Raw genomic sequence first — 17,119 nt, forward strand, 5'->3', positions numbered from 1 at the left:
CCTGGCACCGCTGGGCTACGACGCCGCCGTCCTTCACGCCTACGCGCTGGCCCAACCCGAGACGGCGGCCGAGGTCCGCGAGGTCTTCGCTGACGTGCTGGACACCGACGCGGGACGACTGGCGCACCTGATCATCTGCGCCGAGATCGTCCAAGCGGCCGAGCGGGACGCGCTGCACGCGCGTCTGGCTCCCTACGCGCGCAGGTTCGCGGCGGAGCTGCTGACCGCGCGATAACAATGCTCCGCTGGTGCTCTGGGGGGACCGGCTCACGGTGCTACTGGGTCTTCCTGCGCAGAGGGGCACCCGTCCGCCCACCCACCGAACACGGAAAGCTCCTCGTGCCCGACTACCGCTATCTCCTTGACGGCCGCCCCGACGTCCTCACCCCCAGCGAAGTCGCAGAACTGTTCAACATCCGCACCCGCAGCCTCCACCGAGGCGACTGGGACCGCGTCCTCCAGCCCTTCCGCACCCCGGGCGGAGCACGCCGTTACCCCAAGGAACACATCGCGGCACTCCTGAACCAGCCGGATGAATCCGTCCCCACCCCGTAGGGCCGCCACGAGCCGGTCCGCGTATCCGAAACGGCCTGCCGCCCTGGCCACAACCCCGTGGGAGACACGGACTCAGCGGCACGGCGAAAGCTCCCCGGTTCCGCGGGCACCGTCCGAGTGGAACTGGTGGAACCCCGCACTGACCTGGTGCGAGGTATCCGAGCAAGGAAGGAACTCCCTATGCCCACGAACCTCTCGACACTGCTGGAGTCACCCGACGGCGAGTCCCGCGCGCAGATCGCCCGCCTCATCGACACCCTCCGCACTACCACCTGACCCGACCAGAGAATTCCCTTTACCCGTTTCTTTACCGGGACACCCCTACCGGACCGATGCCGGACAACGTCGTGACGCAGCGTGTTGGTGGACTTACCATCAACGCGACCACCCTCTCGAACAAGGGAAACCACTATGGGCAAGCGTGAAGACGACTCGAACAGTGACGGCCACAAGCCCGACCGCCCCATCCCGCCGCCTACCCCCAACGACGGGGGCAGCGGCGGAGGAAAGCACGAGCGCGACGACAAATGACCAACCCCGAAGACCTCCGGTCCCGCCTCGCTGAGGAGATCAACCCCTCCTCAGCCTGGCGGGACGGCTTCATGCGGGTTCCCCGCCACCGCTTCATCCCCGACCGGATCTGGATCGAGGACGGGGACGACCTGACGACCCTCGACAGGGCCGACGATCCCGACGCGTGGTTGCGTGCCTGCTACGCCGACCGGCCGGTCATCACCCAGATCGACGATGGAGACCCGACCGGGCGCGGGCACCGGTCCTCGTCGGCGTCCATGCCGAGCATCGTGGCGCTGATGCTGGACGCCACCGACCTCGCCGCCGGGCAGCGGGTGTTGGAGATCGGTACCGGGACCGGGTGGAACGCCGCGCTGCTCGCCGACAGGGTCGGCGCCGGGAACGTGACGTCGGTGGAGATCGACCCGGCCGTGGCCGCACGTGCCCAGGAGAACCTGGAGGGTTTCGGTGTTCATGTGGTCGTTGGGGACGGTGAGAAGGGGTATCCGCCCGACGCCCCCTACGACCGGGTCCTGGCCACCGCAGCGGTCCAGCGGGTTCCCTACCCGTGGGTGGAGCAGGCGGTGCCCGGCGGGCGGATCGTGACCCCGTGGGGGACGAGCTTCCACAACGGCACGCTGCTGCGGCTGCGGGTCGGCGCGGACGGGACGGCGTCCGGGAGGTTCGGCGGGAACGCGGGCTTCATGTGGGTGCGCGGTCAGCGCACACCGCACGGCACGCTCGACGAGCGCGTCCGCCCCGACCACGAGTACACCGAGACCACCACGGACCTGCACCCGTACGAGCCGGTCGGTGACTTCGACGCGAGCTTCGCGATCGGTCTGCGGGTTCCCGGTATGAAGGACCTGCTGGTCTTCGACGACGACGTTCCGGGCAACCCGGACTACACGGTGTACCTGATGGACCCCGGTTCGGGTTCGTGGGCCTCGTGGCGGGTCCAATCCGGCTCTCATGAGTTCAGGGTTCGCCAGCACGGCCCGCGCCGCCTCTTCGACGAACTGGCCGAGGCCTACGCCTGGTGGCAGGAGGTGGGCCGTCCGGAACACTCCCGGTTCGGCGTGACCGTGACCCGCGAGGGCCAGCGCGTGTGGTTGGACGACCCCGGCAGTGTCCTTTCCGTGGGGCAGAGCGCCGCCGGACAAGCGGAGAACGGTCAGACATGACCCGAGTCGTTCACGCGCCCTCGTCCGGGCTCACCGACCGTCGGACCAGTACGTGTGGTTCGGCTCCGCCGAGAGCGACCAGCGCTGGCCTCTGTCGCTTCTGTAGGCAACAGCCAACGGCCTCCCTGTTCTGGGAGGGGGCGGCGGTCACGGCCGCCGCGCGGAGTCGGAAACCGGCTGGAGGCATGGGAAAGGGGCGGTATCCCCGTGAGGGAGTACCGCCCCGGTGGATGCTCCGGCTGGGTACGATGCGCCCATGCCCGGCCCCCGTGACACCAGTCGTCTCGTGCTGCCCTTCCCGTATGTGCCCACCCTCGGCCCCGTACACCCCGATGCCCTCACCGCCCACCTGTGGGACGAGGTCATGGAAGTCAACGGCACTGGCAGTTTCCTGGCGCACGACAAGGACGCCCGCTGGGGTGGGACCAAGAACGAAACGGTCCTTGCCGATGCCATCCGCGACGAGGGCGAGACCGTCACCGTTCCCACGCTGGCCAGACGCGGCCGGGGCGTGGTGAAGGTGCACTACTACGGGCGTATGCCCGACGTGGCCCAGGCACTAGAGGAGGCCGGGAAGTTGGCCGCGGAACACGGCGCGGGAACCGCGCGCGTGCTGTGGTTCTCCACCGAAGCCGACACCCGCTGGCACAGCTGCCGCGTCCAGCTCAAGACCTTCACCGGAAACGAGCCCCGCGCTCACGGCAGGGTGGGCAGTCTGGAAGCTGAGGCACTGCCCGTCCAGGACACCTTCGTCACCTTCGCCAACGCGCTCAAGGAAGACGGGTTCGTCTTCCTCGCCGAGCGGATGCGCACCACCGGACTGGACGGACCGCTGTTCGTCGCGGTGACTGAGGGACGTGTCGTCGGCGCCATCGGGCCCATGGCCATCCGCCGGGACTCCCTCGGCGCACTCCGGCTTCTACCGCAGTACTTCGGTGTCCTGCCCGAAGCGCGTGGACACGGTCACGGGCGTGTGCTGTGGCGGGCGGCGATGCGCTGGGGACAGGAGAACGGAGCCGCCTACCAGTTGCTCCAGACCGAGACCGGCGGCGCGTCCGACCACCTGTGCCGATCCGAGGGACTGACCAGTCTCGGCTTCGTCTTCACCGCCAGTCCGTAGAAACTGCTGGCCGCAGTGGCTCCACTGTTCGGGGAGGGGTCGGTGTGTTCGCGGCCGCCGCGCGGAGCTGTTGAGAGGGCACGGGAGAGGGGCGGCACTCCGTGGAGGAGTACCGCCCCGGCGGGCCTGGTCACCCGCTTTCCCGTATCCCGTGGATCAGGCTTGGAACTCGGTGATCGTCTGGGCGATGCCGTTCTCGACCTCGACCCCGGCCAGGACCACGGTCCCGTCCTTCAACTCAGCCTCGAACTCCTCCATGCCGCACTCCACGGTCCCGGTCATGTCGTCGTTGGGGACCTCGGGCGCGCAGGTGTACAGGCCGCCGAGGATCTTGGTGTCCTCGGTGACGTAGAACGCCTGATCGCCGACGATGTACTCGTACGGAGCCAGGTGCACGACCTCGCCGGAGAGGGTTCCGGTGAACCCTTCGGCGCTGGCCTCCACACCCTGGGTCTCGGCTCCTCGCTGCTCGGCGGCCGCCGCCGGGCTGAAGCCGGTCGCACCGAGGGTGAGCAGACCGGCGGAGAGAACGGCCAGCGCGCTGGTGCGGATATCGCGATTCATCGCGTTCCTTTCCTGTGGAGAGCGGTGTGTGAATGGACTCGCCAGGGATTGGGGGATGAGTGCGTTATGCGTGGTCGTGCCCCCGGGCTGGCTACTCAAACGCGGATCGTGGATATCGGGGAAAATCCTGAGGGTGTCGGAGTCGTATCGGCCCGAGGAGGCCAGAGGGTTCACCGTCGAATTTCAAGGATTGATCATGGCGGAGCGGTTTGTGCTGTCCGGGTGAGGGAAGGGTGTCCCTTCGCCTTGGTCAGCGCTGCTGTCCGTGCAGGCTGGCGCGCCCCCGGGCGCTCCGTGTCCGGGAGAGGCCTTGCCGCCTGTGTCAATGATCAATGGCGGAGGTTAAATATCCCGTGAGGCGGTGCCGGTTTCTGCGATTTATCCGCGGACAGGCGTGCGGCTCTTGTCGGCGGGCGCAGGAGTGGTTAAACGCGGTCTGTTTTCCCTTGGACGCGCGTTCGGACTCCTGGGTTCTGCCGTCCGGGAAAAACAAGCGGATTCTCCGAGGTGGGCCCCGGTGAATCCGCGCCGCCCGCCGCCGTGCCCGTTCGCCGCCCCGCCGCCCCCGCCACCCCGTCGCCCCCGCCACAGGCCCGTGCGCTCCCGACGCGCTCGTATCCTCGGACCCGGACCCGTCACCCGAGGTGGAGAGCGACGACGCGATGCTGGAGATGCTGCCCGGACTCGTCCGGATCTACGAGGAGTGGGCGGAGCGGTACCCCGACGTGCAGCCGCTGACCATCCAGTTCGCGCCGGACGGCGAGCGCGCCGACGGCCTCGACGGGGTGCTCGCCTACCCCCTGGACGGCCACTGGCTGCTGGTGTCCTTCGGCCTGACCGAGCTGGGGGAGAAGACCAGCGGGGAAGCCCGGGTCTCCGGGTCGGGCTTCGAGTTCACCTGCCGCCTCCCGCGCGAGGACGGCGACGAGGCCGTGCCCGCCTGGATCCTGCGCGTCATGCACGCCCTGGCCGACCGCTTCATCGCGGGCAGCGACCTGGACGTGGGCCACTGGATCGTCACCCCGTCCCCGCTCGGCGGCGAGCCCGCCAACGGCGACATGACCTCCCTGGTCATCGTCCCCGACACCGAGATCCGCGCCATGGACACCCCGAACGGGATCGTCCTCTTCTTCCAGCTCGTCGGCCTGCTGGCCGAGGAGGGCGAGGCCATGCAGCAGGCGGGGACCGCCGCCCCGCTCGTCGCCCTCCTGCGCGACCGCGACCCGAGGATGATCACCGACCCCTCGCGGGAGCCCATCCGCCTCTGACCCCGCGTGCGCGGCTCAGGAGCCCTCAGCAGAGAAGTGGGTCCTGATCACGTGGACGACCTTGTGCACATCGGTCCACGGATAGTCCTCGTAACAGTCCGCACGGGTGCGCGCGGCGTGTTTGCAGGCAGAGGCCAGCCCGTCCACGAAGTCGGAGAAGTCGATTCCTGACTTGCCGCGCCTGCGCTCGCCCTTGGCCCAGCCGGGCACGGTGGCTTTGAGGAGCTTCTCGCAGTCGGCCGGTCCGTGACAGCCGTTCAGCATGCCGCGGTCCAGGTGATGCAGCAGGAGCCAGATCTCGAACGAAGGATGGGAGACGGCGGTGTGGACTGCGGCCTCGGCGAGGGAGGAGGGGGTTTCCTGAACCTGTCGGCGCAGGGGTGTCACGGTTTCACCCTCGGTGTCGAAGACCGCCCAGATCTCGGAGTGTCCCTCGGCCCTTCGGCTGAGAGCTTCCTGAACGATGAGCCTGGCCGCAGTCCGACGGGCTGGTTTGACGTCCACCGGGTCAGGTTGGCATCTCTGCCCGGGCTGGTTCGGCCGGAGTGATTTGAGGTGTTCTTTGAGTCCCTCGAAGTACGCCACCTCGGTCTCGCCCTCGCAGAGGACGAGAACCTTCTGGTTCTCCTCCCTGGGGCCCGGACGTTTTCCAGGACTACGGCGTTTCTTCATCGGAAGAGCCCCTCCCCGGAACCCCGCTTCTTCCTTTCTGAGAGGCGCGGACGTAGGGCCTGGACGAGAAGATCCTCGTCGACGAACGGAACGGCGCCGTAGCGTCCCACCAGATAGCGCCGATCCCGATTTTCCTCTCCAGAGCTTTCAAAGCTGGACATCGGGTAGAGGGAGGTGGAGCCGTCAGTGCTCTTTTCGGTCAGCCAGATCTCGTCCTCGGAGAGGACTTCTCTTCCGTTGACTCTTCCCATGAGGCTCGTGTCGTGGCTGGTGAAAACGAGCTGGGATGCGAGCGGGTTGCTCTCGCGATCCTTGAACAGCGAAACCAGGCTTCCGGAGAGTACGCTGTGCAGGCTCGTGTCGATCTCGTCTACGACCAGGGTTCCCCCTCTTTCGAGGACCCGCATGATGAGTATCCCCAAGGAGAGTATGGATCGTGTTCCCGACGACTCGTCGAGGAAGTCCAAGGGGTATTCACCGGAGGAGCCTTGGTGGCGGAATGAAACTCGTCCGTGTTCCCGGGCCAAGATCATCGAGCGAGCACGGTTCTTCCCCACCTGCTCCTCGATTTCGGCCCTCTCCTCATCCGATATGGGGCCGTCATCGCTGTAGTTGCTGATCCCGGTGTCGGCGGCACGGGCCAGCCGAACCAGGCGTTCGAGGAGTTCCGGGCTGTTGGAGGGCAGTCTCTGCATACCGGCACGTCCCATCTCCCCCTGCCAGATCTGTAGCGAGGAACGAAACCATCGCCGCACATTTCCCAGGGCGGCGACCGTTTCGGAATGGAAAGTGGTGGGATGGGCGTTCGCGAGTACCGAGATCAGCAGCGAGTTCGGCTCGACGCTGAGGACGTCGGTGAGTTCTGGGGAGTTCGGATCTGCTGAACCATAGGTGAAGGAGAGCCCTTCGCGTTCGAAGGCTACTCGCTCGGTGCCGTCATCGGTATAGAGGTAGAGCCATTCCTCCAGGATCTCGGCGTCATTCACGGTGAAACCATAGGTGTACCGATATCCGTCCAGGAGGAGCTCCACCGAATACCCGGAATTCTTCGCCTGGGAATCCGCATCCAGTTGGAACGGTTCTCTGGGGATTCGGTCCTCGTCGTCTTCCAGGGAGAAGAGGCTCCGCTGTTTCTGCATGCGTGACATCGGTCCCTGGATGACCATATCCGCCATGAAACGTAGTGCTTTGACGACGGATGTCTTTCCTGATGCGTTTGCCCCAAAAATTCCAGTGACCCTGAGAGGAGATATCTCAGACGGAGGGGGGAAGCCTTCCTGGCCTTGTTCGGCTGAGGTGAGCAGGAGTTCCTGCTCGTCCCGTAGGGAACGATGGTTCTCCACTCGAAAACTCAGCAGCATGCTCTCGTCTCCCCGGTTCGTGCGGCAGCCCCTGGGCTCGGCACCAATATGCCTCACCAACCATAGGGGGAACCGCTGCCACGTGCTGTGGGGAAGGACGGGGCCAATCTGGTACTTCGACGGGCCGCCACCCGCAGGGGGTGGCGGCCCGCGCGTGTCACCCGGTCAGTGCCCGGAGCCCCGTCCCGCTCGACCGCGGCGCCTGTCCCGCCCGCCGGAACCTCCGCCCTCCGCTCGGGATGCCGGAAACCGGTTGAGGGCACCGAAAGGGCGGCACTCCGTGGAGGAGTACCGCCCCGGCGGGCCTGGTCGCCCGCCCTCCCCGGGTTCCGGAGATCAGTTCTGGTATTCGAGGATCGTCGTGGCGACCCCGTCCACGATGGCGACCTCGGCGTAGACGTAGGTTCCCTCCGCGAGGGCGGTCTCGAGCTCGTCGAAGGGGCACGACAGGTTTCCGTGGCCGTCCTCGTGGAGGCCCTCCGGGCCGGGGCAGACGTAGATCCCGCCGACGTGCTCCGTGGTCTCTTCGACGTGGAACGCCTGGTTCTCGACGAGGTACTCGTACGGGGCCAGGTAGGTGACCTCACCCGTCAGGGTCGTGGTCACCCCTTCGGTCGAGGAGTCCCCGCCCGCGGAACCGTTCTCGGGGTCCCCGTGGCCGTCCGTCTGGTACTCCTTGACCGACTCGGCGAACCCGTCCACGATCGCGACCTCGGCGAGAACGACGGTTCCCCCCTGAAGGGCGGCGTCGAGCTCCTCGTAGGAGCACTCCACGATTCCGTAACCGGTCTCGTCGACGCCGTCCTCGGCGGGGCAGACGTTGATCCCGCCGAGGACCTGCGTGGTCTCGTCGACGTAGAACGCCTGGTTCTCGACGAGGTACTCGTACGGGGCCAGGTAGGTGACCTCGCCCCCCATGGTCGCGGTCACCCCTTCCGCGCCGTCGTTCACGCTCTGGCTCTCGGAGCTTTGGGCCTCCGCGTCGAACGCCTCAGCGTCGACCGCGTCCGGGCTGAAGCAGCCGGTCGCGCCGAGGGTGACCAGACCGGCGGTGAGAAGGGCCAGGAGGGAGGAGCGGGTGCTGCGGCTCATCATGTTCGTTTTCTTTCAGGGAGCAGGTGCGAGGAACGTTCACGCCGGGGTTCGAGAGCTCTGGTCTGCCGCTTCAGCGGGTCTGCCGGGGCTTCCCGAAACGCTTGGCGAAGGTGAGGGAGGGAGTTGCAGGGGCATGAGAACCGCGTCCGCCCTGACAACTCCTTGAATGTATCACCGAATTCCGGATTCCCGTGTTTTGGAGAGCCCTTGTTTCGCCTCGGGTGCGGGGCGGGCCGCAGAACGGGACGGGCCGCAGAACGGGGGAGGAACGCAGTGCGGGACGGGCTGCGGAGTGGGGCCTGGCGGCGAGGAATCAGGGAGTTCGAACGCGGCTTCCCCCACAAGACCAGGTCAGGGCCTATATGGGTTTCGTGGGCGGGCCTCTTGTTGAGTGTCTGATCGGTCACGGTGCGTTTCACCGAGAAAAGTTCTGATAAGAATGGGTCAATATTTCGAGATGTAGGGAAGGGATTTGATTGGCCGGTGCCGGTTCCCCTGATTTGTTACTGTGGAGCAGATCACTCTTGCTTTTTTGTTGGTGGTTTCCGGCTTCCCCCTTTTGCGGAGGGGCGCTTTAGATGGCTGTACGGGCCGTGGGGTTCTTGTCTTCTGTGGATTTTCGGGGTCTCCGGGAGACCCGGTGCGGGTCGGGCGCCGGGGACCGCCGCCCCGCTCGTCGCCCTCCTGCGCGACCGCGATCCGAGGATGGTCACCGACCCCTCGCGGGAGCCCGTCCGCCTCTGATCCCTTCGACCTGACGACCCGTACCTACGCGAAAGGGCCGCCACCCGAGGGGGTGGCGGCCCGCACGTTCTCACCCGGTCAGCGCCCGGAGTCCCGTCCCCGCCCGATCGCGGTGCCGATCTCGCCCACCCGGTCGGCCAGCAGGCCCATCGCGCCGATGGCCCTGGTCATCGGGTCGTCCTCGGCGCCGCCCAGCGCGCGACCGCGCCGGAAGGCCTCCTTGACCTCCGTCCACCGGGCCTCCTGCTCGGGGGTCATGACCCCGCGCAGCTCCGCGAGCTTGAGCAGGTTGGCCTCCGCGCCCGAGGTCAGGGTCTGCGCCTCACCCAGGTAGTGGTCGTCGATCACGGACTCCACCTCGGCGTCGTTCATGACCGGCACGATCCGCTCCGCCAGCCGGTTCATGTTCCGGTACGAGCCCTGGAGCCGGAACGGCGGCTCGGTGCGCGCCTCCTCCGACTGCGCCGCGGAGGCGATGTAGGCCTGGTTGTTGGTCATCACCACCTCCTGCACCCGCAGCAGCTTGCGCAGCACCGACACGATCCGGTCCACCTCGACCGCCGAGTAGGGGTGGTCGAGCTGGTCCGCGCCCACCGAGTCGTCGCCCCGCGCCATCCGCACGAACCGGTACACGTCCTCCCTGTCCCGCGTGGACAGCGGGGCCAGGGTCGGGTTCGAGGTGAGCGCGTTCTCGACGTAGCTCAGCGCGAAGAGCTCCTCCCTGCCCGACAGCACGTCGCCCAGGTTGTACACGTCGGCGCGGTTGGCCAGCATGTCCGGGATCCGGAACCGCTTGCCCTGCTCCGTGTACGGGTTGCCCGCCATGCACACCGCGAAGCGCTTGCCCCGCAGGTCGTAGGTCCGGGTCCGCCCGTTCCACACCCCCTCCATGCGGCGCTGGCCGTCGCACAGCGAGATGAACTTCTGGAGCAGCTCGGGGTTGGTGTGCTGGATGTCGTCCAGGTACAGCATCGTGTTGGCGCCCATCTCCAGCGCGAAGGAGATCTTCTCGACCTCCTGGCGGGAGGTGGCGTCCGGCGCCTCGTCCGGGTCCAGCGAGGTCACCGCGTGCCCCAGCGCGGGCCCGTTGACCTTGACGAACACCAGCCCCAGACGGCTGGCCACGTACTCCATGAGCGTGGTCTTGCCGTATCCGGGTGGGGAGATGAGCAGCAGCAGGCCGCTCTGGTCGGTGCGCTTGTCGTCCCCGGCCGCGCCCAGCTGCTTGGCCAGGTTGTCGCCGATCAACGGCAGGTACGCCTCGTCCAGCAGCCTGTTGCGGACGAACCCGCTCATCACCTTGGGCCGGTACTCCTCCAGCCGCAGCCGCTCGCGCTCGGCCGCCACCAGCTCGTTGCGGCGCCGCTGGAAGTCCCGGTAGGCGGGCACCTCCTCCAGCCGGAACCGGCGGGTGCGCGGCAGGAACTCGTCCAGCCGCAGCTCCAGGGAGCGCTCGCGCACGCGCGGGTGCGACCCCAGCAGCCCGTCCACGTTCTCCGCGACGGCCGCCGACGACTCGTACCGCTCCACGGCGCCGCCGGTCAGCTCGATGGCGGCGGCCTCGGGCAGGTCGCCCGGGTCCACCTCCTCCAGCGTGGCCGCGAACGCCTCCAGCCAGGCCGCCACCAGCTGGTGCCGCGCGGACAGGTCGCCGTCGAGCGCGCGCAGGTCCTCCTCGAAGGCCCTGCGCGTGGTCTCCTGGGCGCTGCCCATGGCCCGGTGGAACCGGTCCAGCAGCAGACGGGCGCCCGCGCCGGTCACGAACCCCCGCTCCCCGGGCCCCTCCGCCGCGACCTCCTCGAACAGGTACTCGCCCACCAGGTCCAGGTCGGCGTCCTGGTGGAGCCCGGTGTCGGTGAGGAACCCGTCCACGGCCGCCGCCAGTTCCGCGCGCAGCGCGTCGACCGCGGCCGACCCGCGCATCCCGAACACCTCGCGGGCCCGCGCCAGCGAACCGGCCCGGATCCGCCACGCCGACCGCCGCTCCTCGTCGGCGCCGAAGGCCCAGAACACCTGCGCCGCGGCCCGGGTTCCGCCCGGGTACCGCAGCAGTCCGGCCCCCGCGCGCAGCCGCAGCAGCACCGACAGGATCCGCGCGGCGTCGTGGTCGTGCACGCCCCGCTCGTATCCCTCGTCGTAGCGGGCCTCGGCGAAGCCGCGCACGAGATCCAGCAGCGACGACCCGTCCTGCGCACCCGCCTCCGCCTCGCCCAGCCGCTCCGGCGACAGGCCCTCCGCGCCCTCCTCGGCCGCGGCCAGCACCGACGCGGCCAGGTACTCGGCCCGGTACACCTGCGGGCTCTCCGACACCAGCACCCGGTCCCACAGGTGCCGCGTCCGTCCGAACGCCTCGTCGGTGACCGGCGCACGGAAGTCGGTGCCGGTGATCGCCACCGACATCTCCCCGCCGTGCGGGGTGAGGGTGAGGTCGATCGGCTGGGTGTTCACGGCGAAGCGGTGCCGGCCCAACCGGATCGTCTCGCCGCCCGCGCCGCCCTCGAACAGGTCGGCGCGGTCCCGCAGGGCACGGCCCGCCTCCTGACGGGCGGCCAGGACCTGCCCGTCCAGCTCCTCCGCGCGCACGGTCTCGCCGAGCGCGCGCAACTCCTCGGAGGTGCGGCGCAGCCGCGCCACCATCGCGTCCGACGCGAAGTAGGTGTTGACGTCCTCCAGAGTCTCCAGCGCCGCGATCTGGCGGTGCACGCCCTCCAGCACGCGGGCGGCCGACGACGCCAGGCGGTCGGCCCGCCGCGCCCGCTCGTCCACCAGCCCCTGTTTGCGGGTGGAGAACGCCTCGTACACGTCCTCGCGCTTGTCCGCCAGCTCCCCGAGGAAGTCGTCGAACTCGGCGAACCGCGTCTCCAGGTTCTCCAGCTGGAGCATGATCCGCCCCAGCTGCTCGTCGCACCGGTCCGGGGTGTCGGCGGCGGCCAGCGCCCCCGTGATCGCCTGCCCGAGCAGGGCGAACTCGGCAGCGAACTCCGCCCGCCCCTCCAGGGCGAGCAGCTCACCCCGCCGCGCCTTCAGCGTGGCGCGCGCCCGGTTGATCCCGGCCAGCACCTCGCTGACCCGTTCCAGGATGCGCGTGCGCACCTGGGCGTCGCCGATGTCCAGCGAGCCGACGACCTCGGTGACCACCTGGAGGCCCTCGGTCTGCTCGGCGATGCGCTCCCCGACCGCCGTCGCCGCGCTGACGGCCCCGATCTCCTCGGCGTCGGCGACCAGCCGCGCCACCTCGTCGTGGTACCCGGCGAAGGCGTCGTCGCGCTCCAGGAAGGCCACCGTGCGGCGGCCGATGGCGTCGACCTCCTCGGCGAGCCTGCCGTCCAGCGCCTCCAGACGGGCGGTGTCCACGTAACGCGTCTCGCGCAGCGTGGCCGTCTGGCCCTGGGCGCGGCGCAGCCCGGTCAGCCGCGCCACCCAGCCCTCCGCCGTCCGCGGGGCCTCCCCGCGGGCGGTGCGGATGAGCGAGGCCGTCCTCTCCTCGGCCTCGGCCAGGGTGTCGGCGGCCTGCCGGGTCAGGGTCTGGACGGTCTCGAACTCCTCCAGCACCCGCGCGGCGGTGTCGCACACCTGTGACAGGGGCGCCGCCAGGTCGCCCAGCTCCTCCTCTCCCAGCCAGTGGAACCGGTCCGACACCCGGCGGCAGGCGGCCATGAGCGCCTCGAACACCTCGGTGGAGGGCCGCATGTCCTCGGCCATGCGCGCCACCGACAGGCACTCGGACACGCCCCGCACCAGTTCGGCGTTGCCGATCCGCTCCAGCGGGCCGGTCCCCACCGGCTGCGCCGCCGCGTACACGTCCGACGCGTACGGCGTCTGCCACACCTGCATCGGGTGCACCCGGGTCGGCTCGCCCGAGTTGTCGCTGAACACCGTCATGGTGCCGTCGTCGAACAGCGAGTACCCGTGGCAGACGATCGGGGTGGCGACCTCCTTGCGGATGGTGTTGTAGGGCAGCAGCAGGCTGCGGCCGTCCGCGCGGGAGTGGAAGACGTAGAGCACGTCCTCGCCGTTGGGCGAGCGCACCAGGCGCTCGAACTCCAGGTCGGTGACGTCGGTGTCGAAGGTCCGCGCCACCCCGGTGGCCAGGTAGTAGCCGCCGGGGAAGATCAGTCCCTGGTCGTCGGGCAGGCGCTGGCAGGACTGGCCGATGCCGTCGAGGCGCTCGACCTCCTTGGTGCGCGTGTTGAAGACCAGGTGGCGCCACTCGGTCTCGTTGTAGGGCAGCACGCGCAGCAGGATGAGCGAGCCCACCCGCGCGTGGTGCACGGACGCGTCGGCCAGGCTCTGCAACGGCTCGTCCACGGGCTCGCTGTAGACGCCCTCGCCGACCTCGGTGTTGTTCTCGACCTTGATGGTGAGGTCGCCGCCGACCGTCTCCACGAACAGCTCGTCGAGGATCGAGATGTGCGGGTGGCGGCCCGCCACGTGGTCCTCGCGGGTGGCCTCCACCCACGTGAAGTCGTGCGAGGGAGGGAACACGTGGTCGCGCTCGCCGCGCGCGTCGAGGTAGGCGATCTCGCCCGTCGGCGACACCGACCACCGCAGCACGCGCACGTCCTCGGTGCGCGGGCCGGTCTGGAACACGGCCAGCAGCCGCTCCTCGACCCGGCGCAGCTGGAGCAGGCGCGCGTCGCGGTAGTACCGGTAGAGCTGGCCGAAGTCCTGCTGGAACCGCTCGTCGTCGAGCAGCCCGGGGACGGCGTCCCCGGCGGCGTCGGCGAAGGCGGAGCCGTCACCGGCGCGCTCGTGGCGGTGCAGCGAGAACACGTCGGGGACGTGGGTCTCCCGCTGCATGCCGATGAACACGTTGTAGCCGAACAGGATCACGGCGCCGTCGGCGCCGTCCGCGGCCGGACGCCCCACGCTCACGATGTCCCGGGGCACGCAGTTGTGCTCGGTGCGGACGCGCTCGGTGCCGAGCAGGGACAGCTCGGTGCCGCCGAACACCTCCAGGCGGCGCGCGTTGAGCTGCTCGGTCCGCCGGGCCAGCTCGCCGGTCTGCTCGCGCAGCCGGGCGCGGAGCACCTCGTAGGTGCCCGCGTCCAGCGAACGCGCGTCCCCGGCGTCCGGCCCCTCGGTCTCCTGGGGCAGGGCCTCTGTCACGAAGGTTTCCCTACTGCTTGGCGAGGGCGGAGGCGGGCAGCTGGTCCACGCCCAGCGATCGGGCGGTGCCGAGCAGGCCGTCGAGCCTGTCGGCCTGCGGGCCGCCCGAGCCGATCAGCTTGAGCAGCAGCGCGGAGACGGTGAGGTTCTTGACGTCCTCGGTGTCCACGGAGCTCAGCACCCGGCGCATGTCCGCGGCGAAGTCACCCTCGCCGTTGAGCCAGTTGCCGCCCAGCGCCTGCATGGTCTTCGAGTTGCCGACGAAGCCGTCCACGGCCTTGCCCAGGCCGATGGAGCCCACCATGCGGTCGAAGAAGGCGCCGTCGCCGCCGACGATGTTGATGTCGGCGTTCTCCAGGCCGGTGGCCAGTACGGTGGCCTGGGCCTCGGCGACCTCGCGCTGCACGTTGATCCCGGCCAGGCGGATCTCCTTCTCGGCCTCCAGGCGCAGGCGGTACTCCTCGTGCTCGCGGCTGACCTGGTCCAGGGCGGCCATGGCCTCGGCCTTGTCGGTGAGACCGGCGGCCTCGGCGCGCAGCTTCTGCTCCACGGCCTCGGCCTCGACCCGGGCCTTCTCGCTGGCCACGACGGCCTCGGCGCGGCCGACCTTCTCGATGGCCTCGGCGTCCTGCTGGCGGACCTGCACCTCGGCCAGACCGGCCGCGGCGGCCTCGGCCTGGATCCCCTCGGCGAGGCGGATCTTGGCGCGGGTGTCCAGCTCGGCGGCCTGCTGGCGGGCCTCGGCCAGGGTGAGCTCCTCGGCGGCCCTGTGCCTGGCGGCGGCCTCCGCGGCCTCGGCGGCCTTGATGTCCTTGACCAGGTTCTCCTGGGCCTCGGCCTCGGCCTGGATGATGACGGCCTGGCGGGTGCGCTCGGCCTCCTCGACGGTGCGCAGGCGCTTGATGGCCTCCTCCTGCTCGGCCACGGTGCGGTCCACGGCGATCCGCTCGCGGACGACGTCGGCGACCTCGCGCTTCTCGGCCTCGACCTCCTTGTCCTTGGCGATGCGGCTCAGCTCGGTCTCGCGCTCGCGCCCGATGACCTCCAGCAGGCGGTCCTTCTCGATGCGCTCGCTCTCGATGGCGATGACGCGCTCGCGGTTCTTCTCGGCGACCGCGATCTCACGCTGCTGGTTCTGGTGCTGGACGCCCAGCGCCTCGGAGGTGCGGATGTTGGCGGTCTCGGCCTTGAGCCGCTCCTCGGCCTGCACGCGGGCGGTCTCGGCCTCCTCGCGGGCGCGGATGATCTCGATCTCGCGCTTGGCCTTGGCGGTGGCCTCCTCGCGGCGCTTCTCCAGCTCGGCGAGGGTCTCGGCGGTCTCGGTGTTCTGCCGGTCGAGTTCCTTGCGGCGGTCGTTCTCGAACTCGTTGGTGCGCTTGTGCTCGATCGCGGTGCGCTCGGTGATCTTGGAGATGCCCTGCGCGTCGAGGATGTTGTTGGCGTCGTGCTGGTGCAGCGGGGTCTGCTCCAGCTCGTCGATGGCCACGTCCTCCAGGCTGTAGCCGTTGAGGTCGGTGCCGATCAGGGAGATGATCGCCTGGCGGAACTGCTCGCGGTGCGTGAACAGCTCCTCGAAGTCGAACTGCTTGCCGACGGTCTTGAGGCCCTCGGAGAACTTGGAGTTGAACAGCTCCTGGAGCGTGTCCTGGTGGCTGGCGCGCTCGGTGCCGATGGACTTGGCGACCTTCTTGACGTCCTCCGCGGTCTCGTTGACCCGGACGTAGAAGTACACCCTGATGTCCGCGCGGATGTTGTCCTTACAGGTCAGGCCCTCGCGGCCGCGCCGGTCCACGGTCAGCGTCTTGAGCGAGATGTCCATGATCTCGGCCTTGTGCAGGACCGGGAGCACGATCGAGCCCGTGAAGGTGACGTGGACGTCGCGGACCTTGGAGATGATCAGCGCCTTGCCCTGCTCGACCTTGCGGAAGAGGCGGGTGACCATCAGGAGCAGGGCGATGAGGACGACGACGCCGACGGCAAGGGCGACGCCGACGGTCAGGAAGGCCGCGTCCGCGGCCTCCTGGCCGTTCGCGGTGGCACTCAGCAACACGTGGGGGTCTCTTTCTGCAAGGGGATGTGCGTAAGAGGGGGGAGAGCGCGTCGGGAGCGGGGAGTACCGCGGCGGGGATCCGACCCCCGGTCGGGGGCGCTCGACAGATGTGACGCGGCGCGGTCGCGAACGGTTCCGCGTACCACCTTTTGCTTGGCGGGCGGACGTGCGGACGGGTGAAGCGGGGCGGAGACCCAGAGAGGCAGGTGTCAGCCCTGGCCGGGGTCCAGCGCGGCGTCGAAGTGGGTGACGAGGAAGACGTCCTGCTCGGCGCTGTGGTCGAAGATCAGGGCGGTGCTGCCGACCGGCAGGACCTCCTGGCCGATGGTGCGGACCGGGATGGAGATCGACGCGCCGCCCGCGGTGGTGATCTCGGCCTGGCCGAAGCCCTCGTTGGCCTCGCCGATGCGGATCACGCAGGTGCGTCCGACCAGCTCGTTCCTGGAGCCGCTGCCGCGGCTGGGCAGGAAGCGCTGCACCGACATGACCAGGCCGCTGGTGACTGCCCACGCGGCCACGAGCGCGATCAGCAGGACCACCAGGCCCAGGGCGATGAGCAGGGGGGTGGAGGTGGTGTGGAGGAGGCTGGTCATGATGCTTCCCATCATGCTCACGAACCAGGCGACGCAGACCAGCGAGCTCAGCGCCACGGTGACCGGGACCCTTCCCAGCCCGACACGGCTCATCAGGGAGCTCAGTCCTGCGGCCTCGCCCGAGTCGTCCACGCTGTCGAGCGCGTCGGAGCCGGTGGCGCCGACCGAGACGAGCAGCCAGTAGACCGCGACGACGACCAGCAGCGGGGTGAACAGCACGGTCGGGAAACCGAAGGCGGTGTCCAGGAACATCCCCACCCGTCACCCTCCTCCGCGCCGAACCGTGCCGGA

Annotated in this window: 11 protein-coding genes and 2 pseudogenes; 6 read left to right on the forward strand and 7 right to left on the reverse strand. The window is 69.2% G+C overall.

Going from position 1 to position 17,119, the window contains the following annotated elements; all coding sequences use genetic code 11:
- The 4 genes and pseudogenes from ACSIH6_RS31400 to ACSIH6_RS31415 form a co-directional block, all read left to right on the forward strand.
- Positions 1-235: pseudogene (locus ACSIH6_RS31400) on the forward strand (phosphotransferase); the annotation flags it as partial.
- A gap of 104 nt (positions 236-339) precedes the next feature.
- The gene (locus ACSIH6_RS31405; protein WP_435111968.1) at positions 340-555 is read left to right on the forward strand and encodes a MerR family transcriptional regulator; all 216 of its coding nucleotides are present in this window, start codon (positions 340-342) and stop codon (positions 553-555) included.
- A gap of 527 nt (positions 556-1,082) precedes the next feature.
- The gene (locus ACSIH6_RS31410; protein WP_435111969.1) at positions 1,083-2,252 is read left to right on the forward strand and encodes a methyltransferase domain-containing protein; all 1,170 of its coding nucleotides are present in this window, start codon (positions 1,083-1,085) and stop codon (positions 2,250-2,252) included.
- A 256-nt stretch (positions 2,253-2,508) separates the two neighbouring features.
- On the forward strand, positions 2,509-3,372 hold the full coding sequence (locus ACSIH6_RS31415; RefSeq protein ID WP_435111970.1) for a GNAT family N-acetyltransferase: 864 nt from the start codon (positions 2,509-2,511) through the stop codon (positions 3,370-3,372).
- Between the two features lie 156 nt (positions 3,373-3,528).
- Here the strand turns inward: ACSIH6_RS31415 and ACSIH6_RS31420 are convergent, their stop codons facing one another.
- Positions 3,529-3,936 carry a hypothetical protein gene (locus tag ACSIH6_RS31420; protein WP_435111971.1) on the reverse strand — a complete coding sequence of 136 codons (408 nt, stop codon included), beginning with the start codon at positions 3,934-3,936 and terminating at the stop codon, positions 3,529-3,531.
- 662 nt (positions 3,937-4,598) lie between these two features.
- On the opposite strand from ACSIH6_RS31420, the gene ACSIH6_RS31425 reads away from it, so the two are divergent.
- On the forward strand, positions 4,599-5,204 hold the full coding sequence (locus ACSIH6_RS31425) for a suppressor of fused domain protein (RefSeq protein ID WP_435111995.1): 606 nt from the start codon (positions 4,599-4,601) through the stop codon (positions 5,202-5,204).
- A gap of 15 nt (positions 5,205-5,219) precedes the next feature.
- On the opposite strand, the gene ACSIH6_RS31430 is transcribed toward ACSIH6_RS31425, so the two are convergent.
- The 3 genes from ACSIH6_RS31430 to ACSIH6_RS31440 all read right to left on the reverse strand — a co-directional run bounded on the left by ACSIH6_RS31430 (position 5,220) and on the right by ACSIH6_RS31440 (position 8,332).
- Positions 5,220-5,876: an RloB family protein gene (locus ACSIH6_RS31430; protein WP_435111972.1), complete on the reverse strand. Its 657-nt coding sequence runs from the start codon at positions 5,874-5,876 to the stop codon at positions 5,220-5,222.
- Positions 5,873-7,237, reverse strand: a complete 1,365-nt coding sequence (locus ACSIH6_RS31435) for an AAA family ATPase (protein WP_435111973.1) — start codon at positions 7,235-7,237, stop codon at positions 5,873-5,875. The genes ACSIH6_RS31430 and ACSIH6_RS31435 overlap by 4 nt, the downstream gene beginning before the upstream one ends.
- A gap of 336 nt (positions 7,238-7,573) precedes the next feature.
- Positions 7,574-8,332 carry a hypothetical protein gene (locus tag ACSIH6_RS31440; RefSeq protein ID WP_435111974.1) on the reverse strand — a complete coding sequence of 253 codons (759 nt, stop codon included), beginning with the start codon at positions 8,330-8,332 and terminating at the stop codon, positions 7,574-7,576.
- Between the two features lie 657 nt (positions 8,333-8,989).
- Here ACSIH6_RS31440 and ACSIH6_RS31445 point away from each other — a divergent pair.
- Positions 8,990-9,076: pseudogene (locus ACSIH6_RS31445) on the forward strand (suppressor of fused domain protein); the annotation flags it as partial.
- Positions 9,077-9,154: 78 nt separating this feature from the next.
- Here ACSIH6_RS31445 and ACSIH6_RS31450 read toward each other — a convergent pair.
- The 3 genes from ACSIH6_RS31450 to ACSIH6_RS31460 form a co-directional block, all read right to left on the reverse strand.
- A complete protein-coding gene (locus tag ACSIH6_RS31450; RefSeq protein ID WP_435111975.1) occupies positions 9,155-14,185 on the reverse strand; it encodes a DNA repair ATPase in 5,031 nt (1,676 codons plus the stop codon).
- Positions 14,186-14,195: 10 nt separating this feature from the next.
- Positions 14,196-16,235, reverse strand: coding sequence for a flotillin family protein (locus ACSIH6_RS31455; protein ID WP_435111976.1), 2,040 nt, complete (start codon positions 16,233-16,235; stop codon positions 14,196-14,198).
- 209 nt (positions 16,236-16,444) lie between these two features.
- On the reverse strand, positions 16,445-17,086 hold the full coding sequence (locus ACSIH6_RS31460; RefSeq protein WP_435111977.1) for a DUF1449 domain-containing protein: 642 nt from the start codon (positions 17,084-17,086) through the stop codon (positions 16,445-16,447).
- Positions 17,087-17,119 lie beyond the last annotated feature (33 nt).

The sequence above is a fragment of the Nocardiopsis synnemataformans genome, assembly GCF_965343085.1.
Lineage (GTDB): Bacteria > Actinomycetota > Actinomycetes > Streptosporangiales > Streptosporangiaceae > Nocardiopsis > Nocardiopsis alborubida.